The following is a 12,842-nucleotide window of genomic DNA, read 5'->3' on the forward strand; positions in this document are numbered from 1 at the left end:
GCGTCAGAAGGTGAAGCCGAAGCGCAGGTGCAGGCGGAAGGCCTTCACGTCGATGCCATAGGCCAGGTCGGCCTGCAAGGGCCCCACGGGGCTGCGCCAGCGCACGCCGACGCCGGTGCCCACCTTGAGCTTGCCCAGGTCGGCCGGTTCGTCGGCCACCGCGCCGGCATCGACGAAGACCACGCCCTCGAAATCGCTGAGCCGGCCGTCGCGCACGATGGGCTGCTGCCACTCGACGCTGGCCACGTTCATGTAGCGGCCGGCCTGGATCTGCCCGCTGGCGTTGACCACGCCGATCTGGCGGTAGCTGTAGCCGCGCACGGTGGTGTCGCCGCCGGTGAGGAACTGCAGCGACTGCGGGATCTGCGCCGCTTCCTTCGCGTTGACGGCGCCTGCCTCGGCACGCAGGGCCAGGCGCGGTCGCCGCGCTGCGAGCATCGGGTCGGCGTCCGAGCCGATGGGGAAAAGGCCCAGCCAGCGGCCATAGACGCGCAGGAAGGGCAGGTTCTCGCCGCGCAGCGTGTAGCCCGCGCCCAGCTCCACCGCCAGGCCATTGCCGCTGGTCGGCGCGGCGGGGTTGTCGAAGTAGCGGCCGGTCCAGCCCCAGTTGATGCTCAGTGCGGAGCCCGAGGGCGGCGGGTCGATGCCGCGGCTGACCGAGTAGTCGTACTGCAGGTAGACGCTGCGGTCGATGTGGTCGCCGGCGCGGCTGCGGCCGGTGCGCCAGCGGGCGCTGTCCACGCTGTAGTCGCCGGCATTGTTGTCGCGCTGCAGCTGGGCCAGGTTGAACCAGCGCCAGCCGGAGTCCGCCGGCAGGCCGGTCCACTCGGTGCTCAGCAGCTTGGTGTTCTTGTCCAGCGAGAGACGAGAGACCGAACGCCAGTCCAGGATCGGCATCTTGTTGTGGATGTGGTCGATCGAGATGCGCGGGCCGCTGTCGGAGGTGAAGCCCACGCCCAGCACCACCTTCTGGAAAGGCGCCTCGCGCACCTGGGCGGTGACGGGGGCGGCATCCGGGTCGGTGCCCTCGTCGGTGTCCATCGTAAGGAAGACCGAGTCGTAGTAGCCGCTGCTGGCCAGGCGCAGCTGCGCGTCCAGCAGGCGCTGCTGGTCGTAGTCCTGTCCGGTGGGCAGGCGCGCGATCCGCCGCGCCGCGTCCGGGTCGTAGCGCTCGGAGCCGTTGATGATGAGCGGGCCGAAGCGATAGGCGGGGCCGGACGCGAAGCCCACCTGCAGCCCGGCGGTCGACTGGTCGGCATCGATGTCGGCCAGGCTGCTGTCGATGCGCGCCGTGGGGTAGCGCCGGGCGGCCAGCGTGCGCAGGCTGACGGTCTTGGCCGCGTCCCAGCCCTGCTGCGTGAAGATCTGGCCGGGCGGCAGCCGCCACCCGCTGCGGATCTCGTTGCGCTGGGCCTCGTCCCGCGGGTCCTGGGCCACCGGGCCCTGGAAGTTCAGCTGCACCTTCTCGATGCGGGTGGCCGGGCCCGGCTCCACCGTGATGTGGATGGCGCGGGGCGCCTTCTCGCTGTCGGGCGTGTCCTTCAGCTCCAGCGTGAGGGTGGGCGTGAAGTAGCCCAGGGTGTTGAGCAATTCGCGCGCATTGCCCTCGGCCGCCACCATGAGCCGCGACACCTCGTTGGCCGCCAGGTCGTTGAGCCTGCGGTAGCGCTGCAGGTCCAGGTGCGTCTCGAGGAAGGCGGTGATGGTCTTGTCGGGCGACTCGACCTCCAGTGTGAAGGCATCGCGCGCATCCTTGCGGCCCTCGCCGTCGGTGGCGATGGCGTTCTCGGTGTCGGCTGCGGGCTCGTCGGATTTTTTCGACAGCAAGCTGCACCCCTGCAGCAGGAGCGCGCAAGACAAAAGCAGGAGCGCCGGCCACCAAGCCGGCGCACGAAGGGAAGCCGCCCTGAGCATCGGGTCGATTCTGACATCGCCGGCGACCATCCCGGCGCGCCCTGCAAAAGCGGGCGCCGGCGCGCTACTTGGTGAGCATGCGCATGGCTTCTTCCAGCCCGCGCAGCGTGAGCGGATACATGCGATGCGACATCAGCTGCTGGATCACCGAGATGCTCTGGCGGTATTGCCACACGCCCTGCGGCTCGGGGTTGATCCAGGCGAACTTGGGGAAGGCGTGCGTGAGGCGCTGCAGCCACTCGGCGCCGGCCTCCTCGTTGTTGTATTCCACGCTGCCGCCGGGCTGCAGGATCTCGTAGGGGCTCATGGTGGCGTCGCCCACGAAGATCAGCTTGTAGTCCTTGTTGTACTTGCGCAGGATGTCCCAGGTGGCGAACTTCTCGGCGAAGCGGCGCCTGTTGTTCTTCCACATGAAGTCGTAGACGCAGTTGTGGAAGTAGTAGAACTCCAGGTGCTTGAACTCGGTCTTCACGGCGGAGAACAGCTCTTCCACGCGCTGGATGTGCTCGTCCATGGTGCCGCCCACGTCCATCAGCAGCAGCACCTTCACGTTGTTGTGGCGCTCGGGCCGCATCTTGATGTCGAGGTAGCCGGCGTTGGCGGCGGTGCGGCTGATGGTCTCGTCCAGGTCCAGCTCGTTCTCGTGGCCCTCGCGCGCGAACTTGCGCAGGCGCCGCAGCGCGACCTTGATGTTGCGCGTGCCCAGTTCCTGGGTGTCGTCGTAGTCCTTGTAGGCGCGCTGGTCCCACACCTTGACGGCGCTCTTGTTCTTGCCGGCGCCGCCGATGCGGATGCCCTGCGGGTTGTAGCCGCCGTGGCCGAAGGGCGAGGTGCCGCCCGTGCCGATCCACTTGTTGCCGCCCTCGTGGCGTTCCTTCTGTTCCTCGAAGCGCTTCTTCAGCGTCTCCATGAGCTCGTCCCAGCCCATCTTCTCGATCTTGGCCTTTTCCTCGGCGCTGAACTCGCGCTCCAGCGTCTTGCGCAGCCAGTCCAGCGGCACTTCCTTGGAAAAATCGGTGAGCAGCTCGATGCCCTTGAAGTAGGCGGCGAAGGCGCGGTCGAACTTGTCGTAGTGCTTCTCGTCCTTCACCAGCGCGGTGCGGCTGAGGTAGTAGAAATCGTCCAGGCTGAAAGCGCCCTCGGAATTGGGCCCGACCACGTCGGCCTCCAGCGCTTCCAGCAGCGTGAGGTATTCCTTGACCGACACCGGCAGCTTGGCCGAGCGGAGGGTGTAGAAGAAGTCGATCAGCATGGTTCAGGCTCCTGGCCAGCGGGACGGGCTCTGGCGGAAATGCAGGCAGGCATGCACGCGCACCACATCGGAATTGAAATCAAAGTGCAGGGTTTACGTCCGCGTCACAGGCGAACGCCCAGGTCCTGTGCGATCTGCTCGAGGCTTTGTGCCTGACCGGGGTTCGCGTCGGCCCACGCTGCGCGGCGGCACAGCTCCTCGTAGACCTCGTCGGACATGGGCGGCATGGCTTCATCGGAAATGCTGTCCCACAGGTCTTCGACCAACTGCAGCTTCTCGTGCACGCCGAGCTCGAAGATGTCTTTCGAGAGTGCATTCATGCCGGTCCCTTCCAAGAAAAAGGCCGTCAGGCCTGGCGCGGCTTGTCCAGCAGGTACAGCAGTTGCGCCTTCACCTCGGGCCATTCGCCGCTGCGCAGGCTGTACATCACCGTGTCGCGGATGCTGCCGTCGCGGCGCATGGCGTGGCCGCGGATCACGCCGTCCTTGCGGGCGCCCAGGCGTTCGATGGCGCGCTGCGAGGCATGGTTGAAATTGTCCGTGCGCCAGCCGACCACGTGGCAGCCCAGGGATTCGAAGGCGTGCGTGAGCAGCAGCAGCTTGCAGGTGGTGTTCACATGCGTGCGCTGCACGCTGCCGGCATACCAGGTGTAGCCGATCTCCACCCGCTTCACCGCCGGCAGCACGTCGTGGTAGCTGCTGGTGCCCAGCACCTTGCCGCTGGCTTCGTCGATCACCGCGAAGGCGAAGCGGTCGGTGGCCTGGAGCGCGGCCTCGATGTACGCGCGGGTCTGATCGGGCTCGGGCACCGAGGTCACGCGGATCTTCCACAGCTGGCCGTCGGCGGCGGCCTCGCGCAGGCCCTGCTCGTGCAGGGGCGTGAGCGGCACCATGGCCACGCCGCGGGCCGAGAGGTTCACCGGTTCGACGAAGGAGGAGCTCATGGATACGAAGGGGAAGAGGACGTCAGATGCGCGGATCGCCGTAGCGGCGGATGTACCAGCGGCGCGCCAGCTGCACGCCGGCGCCGCCGCCCAGGCCGATGAGCAGGATGCCGCCCATCGCGCGGCCGGAGTAGCTGCCGCCGTCGGCAAAGGCGTCCAGCCCCATGAAGAGACCGGCGTAGCGCCCGATCAGCGCGCCCAGCAGGAAGCCCGCGGCCTGCGCCACGCCCTGCACCAGCAGGCGGCTGGTGGATGGCGTGTTGCTCTTGTTGCCCGGCGTGCTCATGTCGCCCGGCTCAGCGGTTGTGCCGCTGCATGAAGACCAGCTTCTCGAACAGGGTCACGTCCTGCTCGTTCTTGAGCAGCGCGCCCACCAGCGGCGGCACGGCGACCTTGTCGTCCTTGCTCTGCAGCGCCTCCAGCGGGATGTCCTCGGCCACCAGCAGCTTGAGCCAGTCGAGCAGTTCGGACGTAGAGGGCTTCTTCTTCAGGCCGGGCAGGTTGCGCACGTCGTAGAAGGTCTTCATCGCCGCCGCCAGCAGGTCCTGCTTGAGCGTGGGGAAGTGCACCGCCACGATGCTCTTCATCGTCTCGGCGTCGGGGAACTTGATGTAGTGGAAGAAGCAGCGGCGCAGGAAGGCGTCGGGCAGCTCCTTCTCGTTGTTGGAGGTGATGAACACCACGGGGCGATGCTTGGCCTTGATGAGTTCGTGCGTCTCGTAGCAGTAGAACTCCATCCGGTCGAGCTCGCGCAAGAGGTCGTTCGGGAATTCGATGTCGGCCTTGTCGATCTCGTCGATGAGCAGCGCCACCGGCTGGTCGGCCGTGAAGGCCTCCCACAGGACACCCTTGACGATGTAGTTGTGGATGTCCTTGACGCGCTCGTCGCCCAGCTGCGAATCGCGCAGGCGGCTCACCGCGTCGTACTCGTACAGGCCCTGCTGGGCCTTGGTGGTCGACTTGATGTGCCATTGCAAGAGCGGCAGGGCCAGCGCGCTGGACACTTCCTCGGCCAGCATGGTCTTGCCGGTGCCCGGCTCGCCCTTGACCAGCAGGGGGCGCTTGAGGGTGATGGACGCGTTGACCGCGAGCATCAGATCCTGTGTGGCAACGTAGTTGTCGGAACCCTTGAATTTCATGGAAGGCTAGGCGGTGGAGTGGTGGATGCAACACTTTCGATGGGCGCGCAAACCCGGGTCAGACCCGACTGAGTGACCCTGGAGGCCACCCATATAATCGAAAGCTGTTTGCCCTGAAAACCTGATATCTCCACGAGATTGTGCGCGCAAAATGAACAAGTTGTTGACCACGATGTTTGCCCTTGCTGTCGCTTCCGTGACGGTGGCGGCACAGGCCCAGAAGGTGACTGGTAGCGTCGAGAACGGCGCCAAGAAGACCGCCATGTGCGTGGGCTGCCACGGCATCATCGGGTATCAGGCAAGCTTCCCCGAGATCCACAAGGTCCCGATGATCGCGGGCCAGAGCGCCACCTACATCGTGTCGGCGCTGGGCGCCTACAAGAACGGCGACCGCAAGCACCCGACCATGCGCGCCATCGCGGACACCCTCACCGAGCAGGACATGGCCGACCTGGCTGCCTACTACGCCCAGCTGGGCATGAAGGATTCGCCAGCGCTTCCCGCCACCGCCAAGGCGCCCAGCGACACGGTGCAGGCCCTCATCACGCGGGACAAGGACAACAGCTGCACCAAGTGCCACGGTGCGAACTTCTCCACCCCCAACGACGGTACCGTGCCCAAGCTGGCCGGCCAGCATGCGGACTACCTGAACGTGGCGCTCAAGCAGTACAAGAGCGACGGCCACGGCATCGTCGGGCGCTCCAACGCGGTCATGGGCGGCCAGGCCAAGAAGTTCAGCAACGCCGAGGTCAAGGAGCTGGCCAGCTACATCAGCGGCCTGCCGGGCGACCTGAAGACCGTGCCCGAATCGCGCTTCCACCGCGCCGACTGATTTGCTTCTTTCCGTCCAGGCTCCGCGCGCCAAGGCCCTGGCGGCCTGGATCGCCGGTGGCCTGATCGGCCTGGCGGCCGGCACCGCATTCGCTGCCGCCGACGCGGCCAAGCCGGCCCCGCGCTGGGGCGCCATCGCCACGGTCGACGGGCTCTACGGCTACTCCTTCAACCAGGCCACCCGTACCGGGGCCGAGAATGCCGCCCGTGCCCAATGCCAGCGCCGCGCCGGCCGGGCGGGCAGCGGCTGCGAGGTGCGGATGACCTTCGACCGCGCCTGCGGCGCCATGGCCACCGGCAACTTCAGCGAATGGGGCGTGGCCTCCGCGCCCACCCTGGACGCGGCCCGCTCGAACGCCGCGGCCCAGTGCAACGCCCACCTGCCGACCGAGCCCTGCAAGGTGCTGGTGTCGGTGTGCTCGGTGGGCGGCGACTAGGCGCCCGCGGGGCGGCCCCGCGCGGCGCCGCTCCGGCTCAGTACTTCAGCCAGGTTCCCTTCAGCGCCGCCTGGCCCACGCCCGGCTTGCCGAAGTCGCACACGCCCTGCGGGTAGATGGCCTGCAGGCGCAGCTTTTCCGTCGGGGTGAACACGGCCGGTGCGTAGTCCGCATCGTCGATGGGCTTGAGCTGGCATTTCAGGATGTCGTCGCTCACCGGTCCGCCGGCCACCATGCGCGGCGCGGGCGTCTTGGGGTAGAGCGCGTTGCATTTGCCGGCGCCGCTCATCGTCGCCTCTTCCTGGTAGCGGGCACCGTCGTTCACGTCCCAGCAGGAATCGGTCGCGTCCGCCGGCTTGTACTTCGCCACCTTGTCCGGCGTCAAAGCGCTCGGGTCTGCGGTGATGGCATCCAGCCAGGTGGTCATCAAGGTCAGGCGCGTCATCAGCAGGTCCTTGAGCTGCAGCGACAGCGGCACCTGCTGGGCGGGCTTGCCCACCAGCGCCGCCAGCTGCGGGTTGGGGAACAGCCAGATCACCTGGTTGTCCGCCCGTCCGTTGGATTTCTTCAGCTGCTCGCGGATCTTGATGTCGTTGTAGATGGTGTGGATGTCGCCACCGGGCTCCCCGTAGGGGTGCAGGCTCAGGATCGGCACCGTCGCCAGGCCCCCGCCACCCGAGCCGAGGCGGCCCATCTCGTAGCTGCGCGCCAGCCCCTGGGCATCGCCCACCGTACGCTGGCTCGCCACGATGTTGCCGTCCACGTCGTAGCCGCCGATGGCTTCGTTGAGGTCGAGGAACTGCGTGGTCGTGATGAGGCCCTTGCGCAGGCTGGCCAGGCCGTACTGCACGCCCACGTTGTCCAGCGGCCGATGCGCGGCGCCGGTGGCCGGATCGCGACCGAGCGTGTTGGCGTTGATGTCGTAGACCGTGCAACGCGCGCCGGTCGGATTGGTCAGCGGGTTGTAGACCTTGGTGCTGTCGTTCAGGCCGCAGGCCGGCGTGACCGAGCCGCTGGTGGCCAGCACCGCGTCGCCGTTGCCTGCGTCCCAGTTCGCACAGGTCTTGCCGAATGCGGTGCTCAGGTGGCCCTCGAAGGCCTGGCGCAGCGGCGCCAGGGTCGGGTTGGCGGCGAAGTAGCGGTTGAGCAGCCGGCAGTCCGACACCGCCATCGCCGTGCCGAACACGTCCGGGAAGGCTGCGTCCGGCATGATGCCGTCGAGCACGCCGGGATAGTTCTGCGCGATCATCATCTGCTGGATCGCGCCGCCCGAACCGCCCATGCCCACCATCCAGCGCGGCAGGCCGTAGGCCTTGGCGATGTGCTCGCGGATCATGGTGGCCGTCTCGGCCGCCACCACGTCGTTGGCATTGACCTTGTTGATGTTCAGGCTGGACACCACGTAGGCGAAGCCGCGCTCCAGCGCCCGGATGCTCTGCTGGTCCACCGCGTCGGCCTTGAAGACCTCGGTGAGCTGCAACGTGCCCTGGTTGTACTGCGCCGCGGTCGATTCGCCGAAGCGGAACACCACCCGCCGGTTCCAGCCAGCGCCGTTCCACTTGCCGGCCTCGGCCGGGTCGTCCAGCACCGCGATGCGGTAGATCGAGCGGTTGATGGTGCCCGACTCCACCCGCACGATGAAGGGCACGGTCTTGCCCTCGATGGTGGTGGCCGTCGCCAGGTCGGACGGGCGCGGGCCCAGCGGATCGGCCAGCGCCTTGGCGGCGCCGGCGGCCGTGAAGTAGAACCAGTCGTAGCGCGTCGCGGCCGAGCAGTTCGCATCCAGCGGCGAGCCCATGCCCGATTCGCTGGTGCGGCATTCAAAGGGCGAGAGCTGCGTGCCGGAGAACAGCGGGCCGGTGATCGGGTGGTTGGTCACGGTCAACGTGCCGTAGGCCGTCCCGGCGGCGGTCATCGCCTCCAACTTGTTGCTGCCCTGGGCCAGGCCGGACACCAGGCCGCGCAGCGTGCGGCCGTCGTCCGAGGCCTTCAGCGCCGCGCTCACGTCGGTGCCGTCGCGCAGCAGCTTCACGCTGGCCGCGTCCACGCCCTGGGGCAGGGTCACCTGCACAAGCGCGTCGCCGCCGCTGACCATGTCGGCGCGGCTGGACAGGGTCTGCAGCTTCAGCTCGGCCACCGTGGGTGCGGGCGGCTCGCCGCCACCCTGGCTGGGCGGCGGTGTGCTGCCGCCACCTGCGTTGTTGTTGCTGCTGCTGCCACCGCCGCAGGATGCGAGCGTGGCGGCCAGCAGCGTGGTCAGCAGCACATGGCGATAGCGGGCGCCGGGCCGTGGGTTCATGGGTGTCTCCTCGTTGTCGTCGTCAAGCGGAAAGCGGCTCGCGCCTGGGCGAGCCGCTGGATGTCGTCATCGGGTTGTCAAGTCGTCAAGGCCCCGCGCGGGCAAGCCGCGCAAGGCGCTTCTTCAGGGCACGTAGGCATCCGCACGGCAGGGCGCGTTGCCGCATTTGTCGACCACGCTCCCTCCGGTCTTCAGGAAGGCCGCCTTCTGCGCGCGTGCCATCAGCGTGGAGCGCGGATCGCTGTGCGGATCGGTGCCGGTGGTGGGCGGCACGTTGCCCTGCGGCGGCACGGTGGTGCGGCCCGGGCCGCTGTCCCACAGCACGATGGCGGAGCCGTCGTGGCCGGTGGCGTTGTCCATGCACGAGAGCTGGAAGTAGGGGTTGGCGTCCGGATGACGGCCCGGGGCCAGCGCCGGGCAGTAGAGCTTGGCGCCGATGGTGCGCGCCTCGATCTCGGCGGCCCACATCGAGACCTGGTGGTCACCGTAGGCCACATGCATCAGCACCTTGTGCGCCGGCGTGTTGGGCAGCGGGTTGTCGGTCATGGCCTGCGCATAGCCGTTGGCCTCGGCGCGGTCCCAGAGCGACTGCCACAGCGAGAAGATGAACTGCTGGTCCAGGCTGTCCGGGTAGGCGCCATACACCATCGAGGCGAACTGCGGCCAGTCGGCACTGCGCTCGAGCAGCAGCGAGTAGTTCATGCCGGGCACGCCCAGCACGCCGCGCTGCACGTCCTGCGCCACGCTCATGAACATGCCGCCCAGGATGCCGCCCTGGCTGTTGCCGTCGTAGAACAACTCGCCGGTGTCCAGCACGCTGGTGGGCGTGCTGCCCATCTGGAATGCCGCGTTCGTGGCGAAGCCCTGTGCGCTCTTCATCGCGCGGCCCAGCATCATCATGTTGAGCACGCCCTGCTGCGTGGTGTCGAAGGGCACCCGCGCATTGGACAGGTCGAAGAAGGCGAATACCGAGGGCACGATCTCGTCCTCGGAGAAGCCATACCAGTTGGTGGCGCAGAACACGAAGTTGTGCTCGTTGCCCATCGACTTGACGTTGCCGCCGTTCATCTCGGCGGCGCGGCCGAACAGGCCGTGGCCGTACAGCGAGATGCGTGCGGGGTTCACGCTGCCGTCGACGTTGAGGGCCGAGCGCGGGATGTTGCACATGTACTTCACCGTCATCGTGCCGTTCTGCACCGGCACGTCGTTCACGCCGGGCGTGGCCGAGGCGTATTTGAAGTGCGGCAGCGGCAGGGGCTTGTCGCCGATGGCGTCGAAGGCGGTCTTGATGGCGGGCAGGTTGATCGGCGCCTTGCCTTGCAGGTAGGGCCCGACGGCCGCCACCACCGGCATGATGTCGGTGCCGGTGTTGGGCGTGACGACGAAGCTGGGCACCGTGATCGTGCCCTCGATGTGCCGCGCGATCTTCAGGTCGGTGGGATCTTCAGTCACCGTGTCCACGGTGAAGGCGGGCGTGCCGTTCGTCAGCGCCGCAAAGCCCTGGTCGCGGATCGCCAGCATGCGGCCGGTGGTGTTCTTCCTGGAGGCCACCGTGAAGTCCCACGCCAGGTACAGCGACTCGCGCGCCACGCCCGCCTTCTTCAGCGTGGCGAAGAGGGCTTCCATGTGCTCGCGCCGCCCGTTCACGAAGTCCAGCTTGCTTTCGTGCCGGTCACGGTAGATCTGGAAGGCGGGGCCGACCTCGATGGCCTTGCCCTGCGCGTCCTTCATGTTGCGCAGCACGACGATGTAGCGGTGGCCCCATTCCAGGCTCTTGGCCACGCGGATGTTCAGGCTCTGCTTTTCCGGCGTGCCGACGCTGTTGGTGTCCAACTCGGCCCAGACGAGCTTCTGTTCCAGCGTGTCGGCGTCGATCAGCATCACCGGCGCGTCGCTCTTGAGCGAAGCCGACAGGTCGGACAGGCGCGGCGCGCCGCTCTTGTCCAGGTCCACGCCGGGCACGCGGGTGACCACCATCGCGCCGGGCGAGAAGCCGTCGTTGCGGTTCCACTCGGTGGTGTCGATGGCACGGTTGGCCGCGATCTGGCTGCGCGGCATCGAGGAGGTCTTGAGGTTCAGCCGCCGGCCGGTGTCGGTGCCCGCATCGGCCACCGTGTAGTAGTCGTTCGGGAAGGGCAGCATGCAATGGCTCGCGTCCAGGAAGTCGCAGCCATCGGCCTTGGCAGCGGCATCCGCAGGCAGTTGGTCGTCGATGCTGGCCAGCATGGCCGGGGGCGCGGTTCCGCCACTGCCGTTGTTTCCGCCGTTGTTGCTGCCGCCCCCGGCGGCAGGCGGCGGGTTCGAGCCGCCGCCGCCGCAGGCCGCCAGCGCAGCCGCGAGCAGGGCGGTGCCGACCCAGGCGAACCAGGGCTTGGCGGAAGTCAGGGTTCGGGAGGATGGACGTGCAGAGGGCTGTCCGCTGTCTGGCAATCGCATGGAATCTTGTCTCCGTGTTGTCGTCTCGTGATCTCGAACGCCCGGGCTGCACGGCAGGCGGGCAATGCCTGTCGCAGCCGCAGGGGGGCGTGCAACGACTCTACGGTCGGGCCCCGCGCGGCGCCATTGGCAAGGTGCCCCGTCGCACTGTGCATGTGCACAAGGGCGGGCGGCGCGGTGGTTCTAGTGGAGGGAGGGCAGCGTGCCGCGGCTCAGCCGCCGCTGGCGCAGCGCGAGGTAGATGCGCGACAGCCAGTCCATGTCGTCGAAGCTGGCTCCGAGCATGGCCTCGATGTGGGCCAGCCGGTGCAGCAGCGTGTTGCGATGGATGCCCAGGGCCGCCGCCGTGACCTTGTGGTTCTGGCGGTGTTCGAAGTAGGTCTCCAGCGTTTCCAGCAGTTGGGGCTCGGCGGCAATGCAGGCCACCATCTCGCCGCACAGGCCGCTCATCTCGGAGGACTGGCGCATCAGCGTGTCCAGCGCGAAGTCCGAATAGCGGAAGCTCGCGCCGCCCTTGTGCAGCCGCCGGCCCAGGTCGATGGCGCCCATGGCCTGCTCGGCGCTGGTGCGCCAACCGGCCGCAGCCGCGCCGGGCAACCCCACGCCCGCGGCCTCGGCGTCCGGGAAGGCGCGCAGCAGCTGGCGGGCGCGTTCGCCCAGTCGCCGCTCGCGCGCGTCCGCCGTCTCGCCGGCCACCAGCGGCAGCCAGGCCAGCCAGTGGCCGTGGTGCAGGCTGCGCGCCACCGGAGCGCTGTCGCTGGGCGCGGTGGCCACCAGGGCCTCCAGGATCTGCTCGGGCAGCGTCGGGTCGGTGGCCGGCAACTGCGCAGGCCCCAGGCGCAGGGCCAGCGCCACGTGCGGATGCTCGGGCGCGATGCCCAGCGCGCGCGCCGCGTCCTCGAAGGCGCCCGGGCTGGTGGGGTTGAACACGGCGGCCGAGAGGCGCGCCTGCAACTGCTCCTTCCACAGCAGCTCGCGCGAGTGCTCGGTGAGGTAGGTGTCGCTCACCGTGCGGCTCATCAGGTCGCTGTAGTACAGCAGGAAGGGGGAGACGCGGAACAGCATCTCGTCGCGCAGGGTGGGGTGCTCGCGCACCTGCGACAGCATCGCGTCCATGTAGACGCGGGTGCCGGTGCGGTAGGCCTGCAGCAGCGCGGACAGCGACAGCGCCTGCGCGTGGCGGCGCTGGCTGAAGCGGCCGATCCAGCGCAGGTTGTCCTCGTGCGGACGGCCGCCGGCCAATAGCGAGTCGTACCAGAGTTCGGCGTTCTTCACGCCGGCGCGGTAGACGTCCTGGGCCAGCGAATCGCCCAGCGATCCGTATTCCGGGATGGTGCTGCGCAGCGTCTGCAGCATGCGCTCGGACAGGCCGGCGCTGTCCTCGCGCAGGCCCGCCACCAGCCGGCGCAGGCGCGGCGAGAGCGGCTGCGCGCCGGAGAAAAACTCTTGTTGTTCTGCCATTCTTGCTTGCTGCGGGCCCGGCGGGGCCCGTTGTCTCGTTTTCATGCACGCCGCCTTCTCGCGGCATGTGTCGCTCGTGCAGTGCCTTTCAGGTCGGCACTGTCATCGTCGATCTTGAGCAAGCCTGTGG

At 68.1% G+C, this 12,842-nt stretch carries 11 protein-coding genes; 2 read left to right on the forward strand and 9 right to left on the reverse strand.

Annotated elements, in window-relative coordinates:
• Positions 1-3: 3 nt before the first annotated feature.
• From BM345_RS15530 to BM345_RS15555, 6 genes are all read right to left on the reverse strand, one after another.
• The gene (locus BM345_RS15530) at positions 4-1,914 is read right to left on the reverse strand and encodes an autotransporter assembly complex protein TamA (RefSeq protein WP_093380887.1); all 1,911 of its coding nucleotides are present in this window, start codon (positions 1,912-1,914) and stop codon (positions 4-6) included.
• A 64-nt stretch (positions 1,915-1,978) separates the two neighbouring features.
• Entirely contained in the window at positions 1,979-3,166 is a 1,188-nt protein-coding gene (locus BM345_RS15535) for a vWA domain-containing protein (protein WP_093380889.1), read from the reverse strand.
• A gap of 104 nt (positions 3,167-3,270) precedes the next feature.
• A complete protein-coding gene (locus BM345_RS15540; RefSeq protein ID WP_175545025.1) occupies positions 3,271-3,486 on the reverse strand; it encodes an addiction module protein in 216 nt (71 codons plus the stop codon).
• 26 nt (positions 3,487-3,512) lie between these two features.
• Positions 3,513-4,109 carry a GNAT family N-acetyltransferase gene (locus BM345_RS15545; RefSeq protein ID WP_093380892.1) on the reverse strand — a complete coding sequence of 199 codons (597 nt, stop codon included), beginning with the start codon at positions 4,107-4,109 and terminating at the stop codon, positions 3,513-3,515.
• A gap of 22 nt (positions 4,110-4,131) precedes the next feature.
• Positions 4,132-4,395 (reverse strand): hypothetical protein, encoded by a 264-nt coding sequence (locus tag BM345_RS15550; protein WP_093380893.1) that lies wholly within the window; start codon positions 4,393-4,395, stop codon positions 4,132-4,134.
• Positions 4,396-4,405: 10 nt separating this feature from the next.
• Positions 4,406-5,248: an AAA family ATPase gene (locus tag BM345_RS15555; RefSeq protein ID WP_093380895.1), complete on the reverse strand. Its 843-nt coding sequence runs from the start codon at positions 5,246-5,248 to the stop codon at positions 4,406-4,408.
• A gap of 151 nt (positions 5,249-5,399) precedes the next feature.
• Here BM345_RS15555 and BM345_RS15560 point away from each other — a divergent pair, with 151 nt between their 5' ends.
• Together BM345_RS15560 and BM345_RS15565 are read left to right on the forward strand one after the other, a co-directional pair.
• Positions 5,400-6,080, forward strand: a complete 681-nt coding sequence (locus BM345_RS15560; protein ID WP_093380896.1) for a c-type cytochrome — start codon at positions 5,400-5,402, stop codon at positions 6,078-6,080.
• 1 nt (position 6,081) lies between these two features.
• A complete protein-coding gene (locus tag BM345_RS15565) occupies positions 6,082-6,516 on the forward strand; it encodes a DUF4189 domain-containing protein (protein WP_093380898.1) in 435 nt (144 codons plus the stop codon).
• 37 nt (positions 6,517-6,553) lie between these two features.
• Here BM345_RS15565 and BM345_RS15570 read toward each other — a convergent pair whose 3' ends face one another.
• The 3 genes from BM345_RS15570 to BM345_RS15580 form a co-directional block, all read right to left on the reverse strand.
• The gene (locus BM345_RS15570) at positions 6,554-8,815 is read right to left on the reverse strand and encodes a DUF6351 family protein (protein ID WP_093380899.1); all 2,262 of its coding nucleotides are present in this window, start codon (positions 8,813-8,815) and stop codon (positions 6,554-6,556) included.
• A gap of 123 nt (positions 8,816-8,938) precedes the next feature.
• Complete coding sequence (locus BM345_RS15575) at positions 8,939-11,251, reverse strand: hypothetical protein (protein ID WP_093380901.1); 2,313 nt, start codon at positions 11,249-11,251, stop codon at positions 8,939-8,941.
• 183 nt (positions 11,252-11,434) lie between these two features.
• Complete coding sequence (locus BM345_RS15580) at positions 11,435-12,712, reverse strand: PucR family transcriptional regulator (protein ID WP_175545026.1); 1,278 nt, start codon at positions 12,710-12,712, stop codon at positions 11,435-11,437.
• Between the last annotated feature and the right edge of the window lie 130 nt (positions 12,713-12,842).

The sequence above is a fragment of the Variovorax sp. OV329 genome (assembly GCF_900114785.1).
Lineage (GTDB): Bacteria > Pseudomonadota > Gammaproteobacteria > Burkholderiales > Burkholderiaceae_C > Variovorax.

Bases quoted from the DNA above. Each gene is read 5' to 3' on its own strand.
- BM345_RS15560 (WP_093380896.1), top strand. From the start codon at position 5,400: ATGAACAAGTTGTTGACCACGATGTTTGCCCTTGCTGTCGCTTCCGTG.
- BM345_RS15550 (WP_093380893.1), bottom strand. From the start codon at position 4,395: ATGAGCACGCCGGGCAACAAGAGCAACACGCCATCCACCAGCCGCCTG.
- BM345_RS15530 (WP_093380887.1), bottom strand. From the start codon at position 1,914: ATGCTCAGGGCGGCTTCCCTTCGTGCGCCGGCTTGGTGGCCGGCGCTC.
- BM345_RS15580 (WP_175545026.1), bottom strand. From the start codon at position 12,712: ATGGCAGAACAACAAGAGTTTTTCTCCGGCGCGCAGCCGCTCTCGCCG.
- BM345_RS15535 (WP_093380889.1), bottom strand. From the start codon at position 3,166: ATGCTGATCGACTTCTTCTACACCCTCCGCTCGGCCAAGCTGCCGGTG.
- BM345_RS15575 (WP_093380901.1), bottom strand. From the start codon at position 11,251: ATGCGATTGCCAGACAGCGGACAGCCCTCTGCACGTCCATCCTCCCGA.
- BM345_RS15545 (WP_093380892.1), bottom strand. From the start codon at position 4,109: ATGAGCTCCTCCTTCGTCGAACCGGTGAACCTCTCGGCCCGCGGCGTG.
- BM345_RS15555 (WP_093380895.1), bottom strand. From the start codon at position 5,248: ATGAAATTCAAGGGTTCCGACAACTACGTTGCCACACAGGATCTGATG.
- BM345_RS15570 (WP_093380899.1), bottom strand. From the start codon at position 8,815: ATGAACCCACGGCCCGGCGCCCGCTATCGCCATGTGCTGCTGACCACG.
- BM345_RS15540 (WP_175545025.1), bottom strand. From the start codon at position 3,486: ATGAATGCACTCTCGAAAGACATCTTCGAGCTCGGCGTGCACGAGAAG.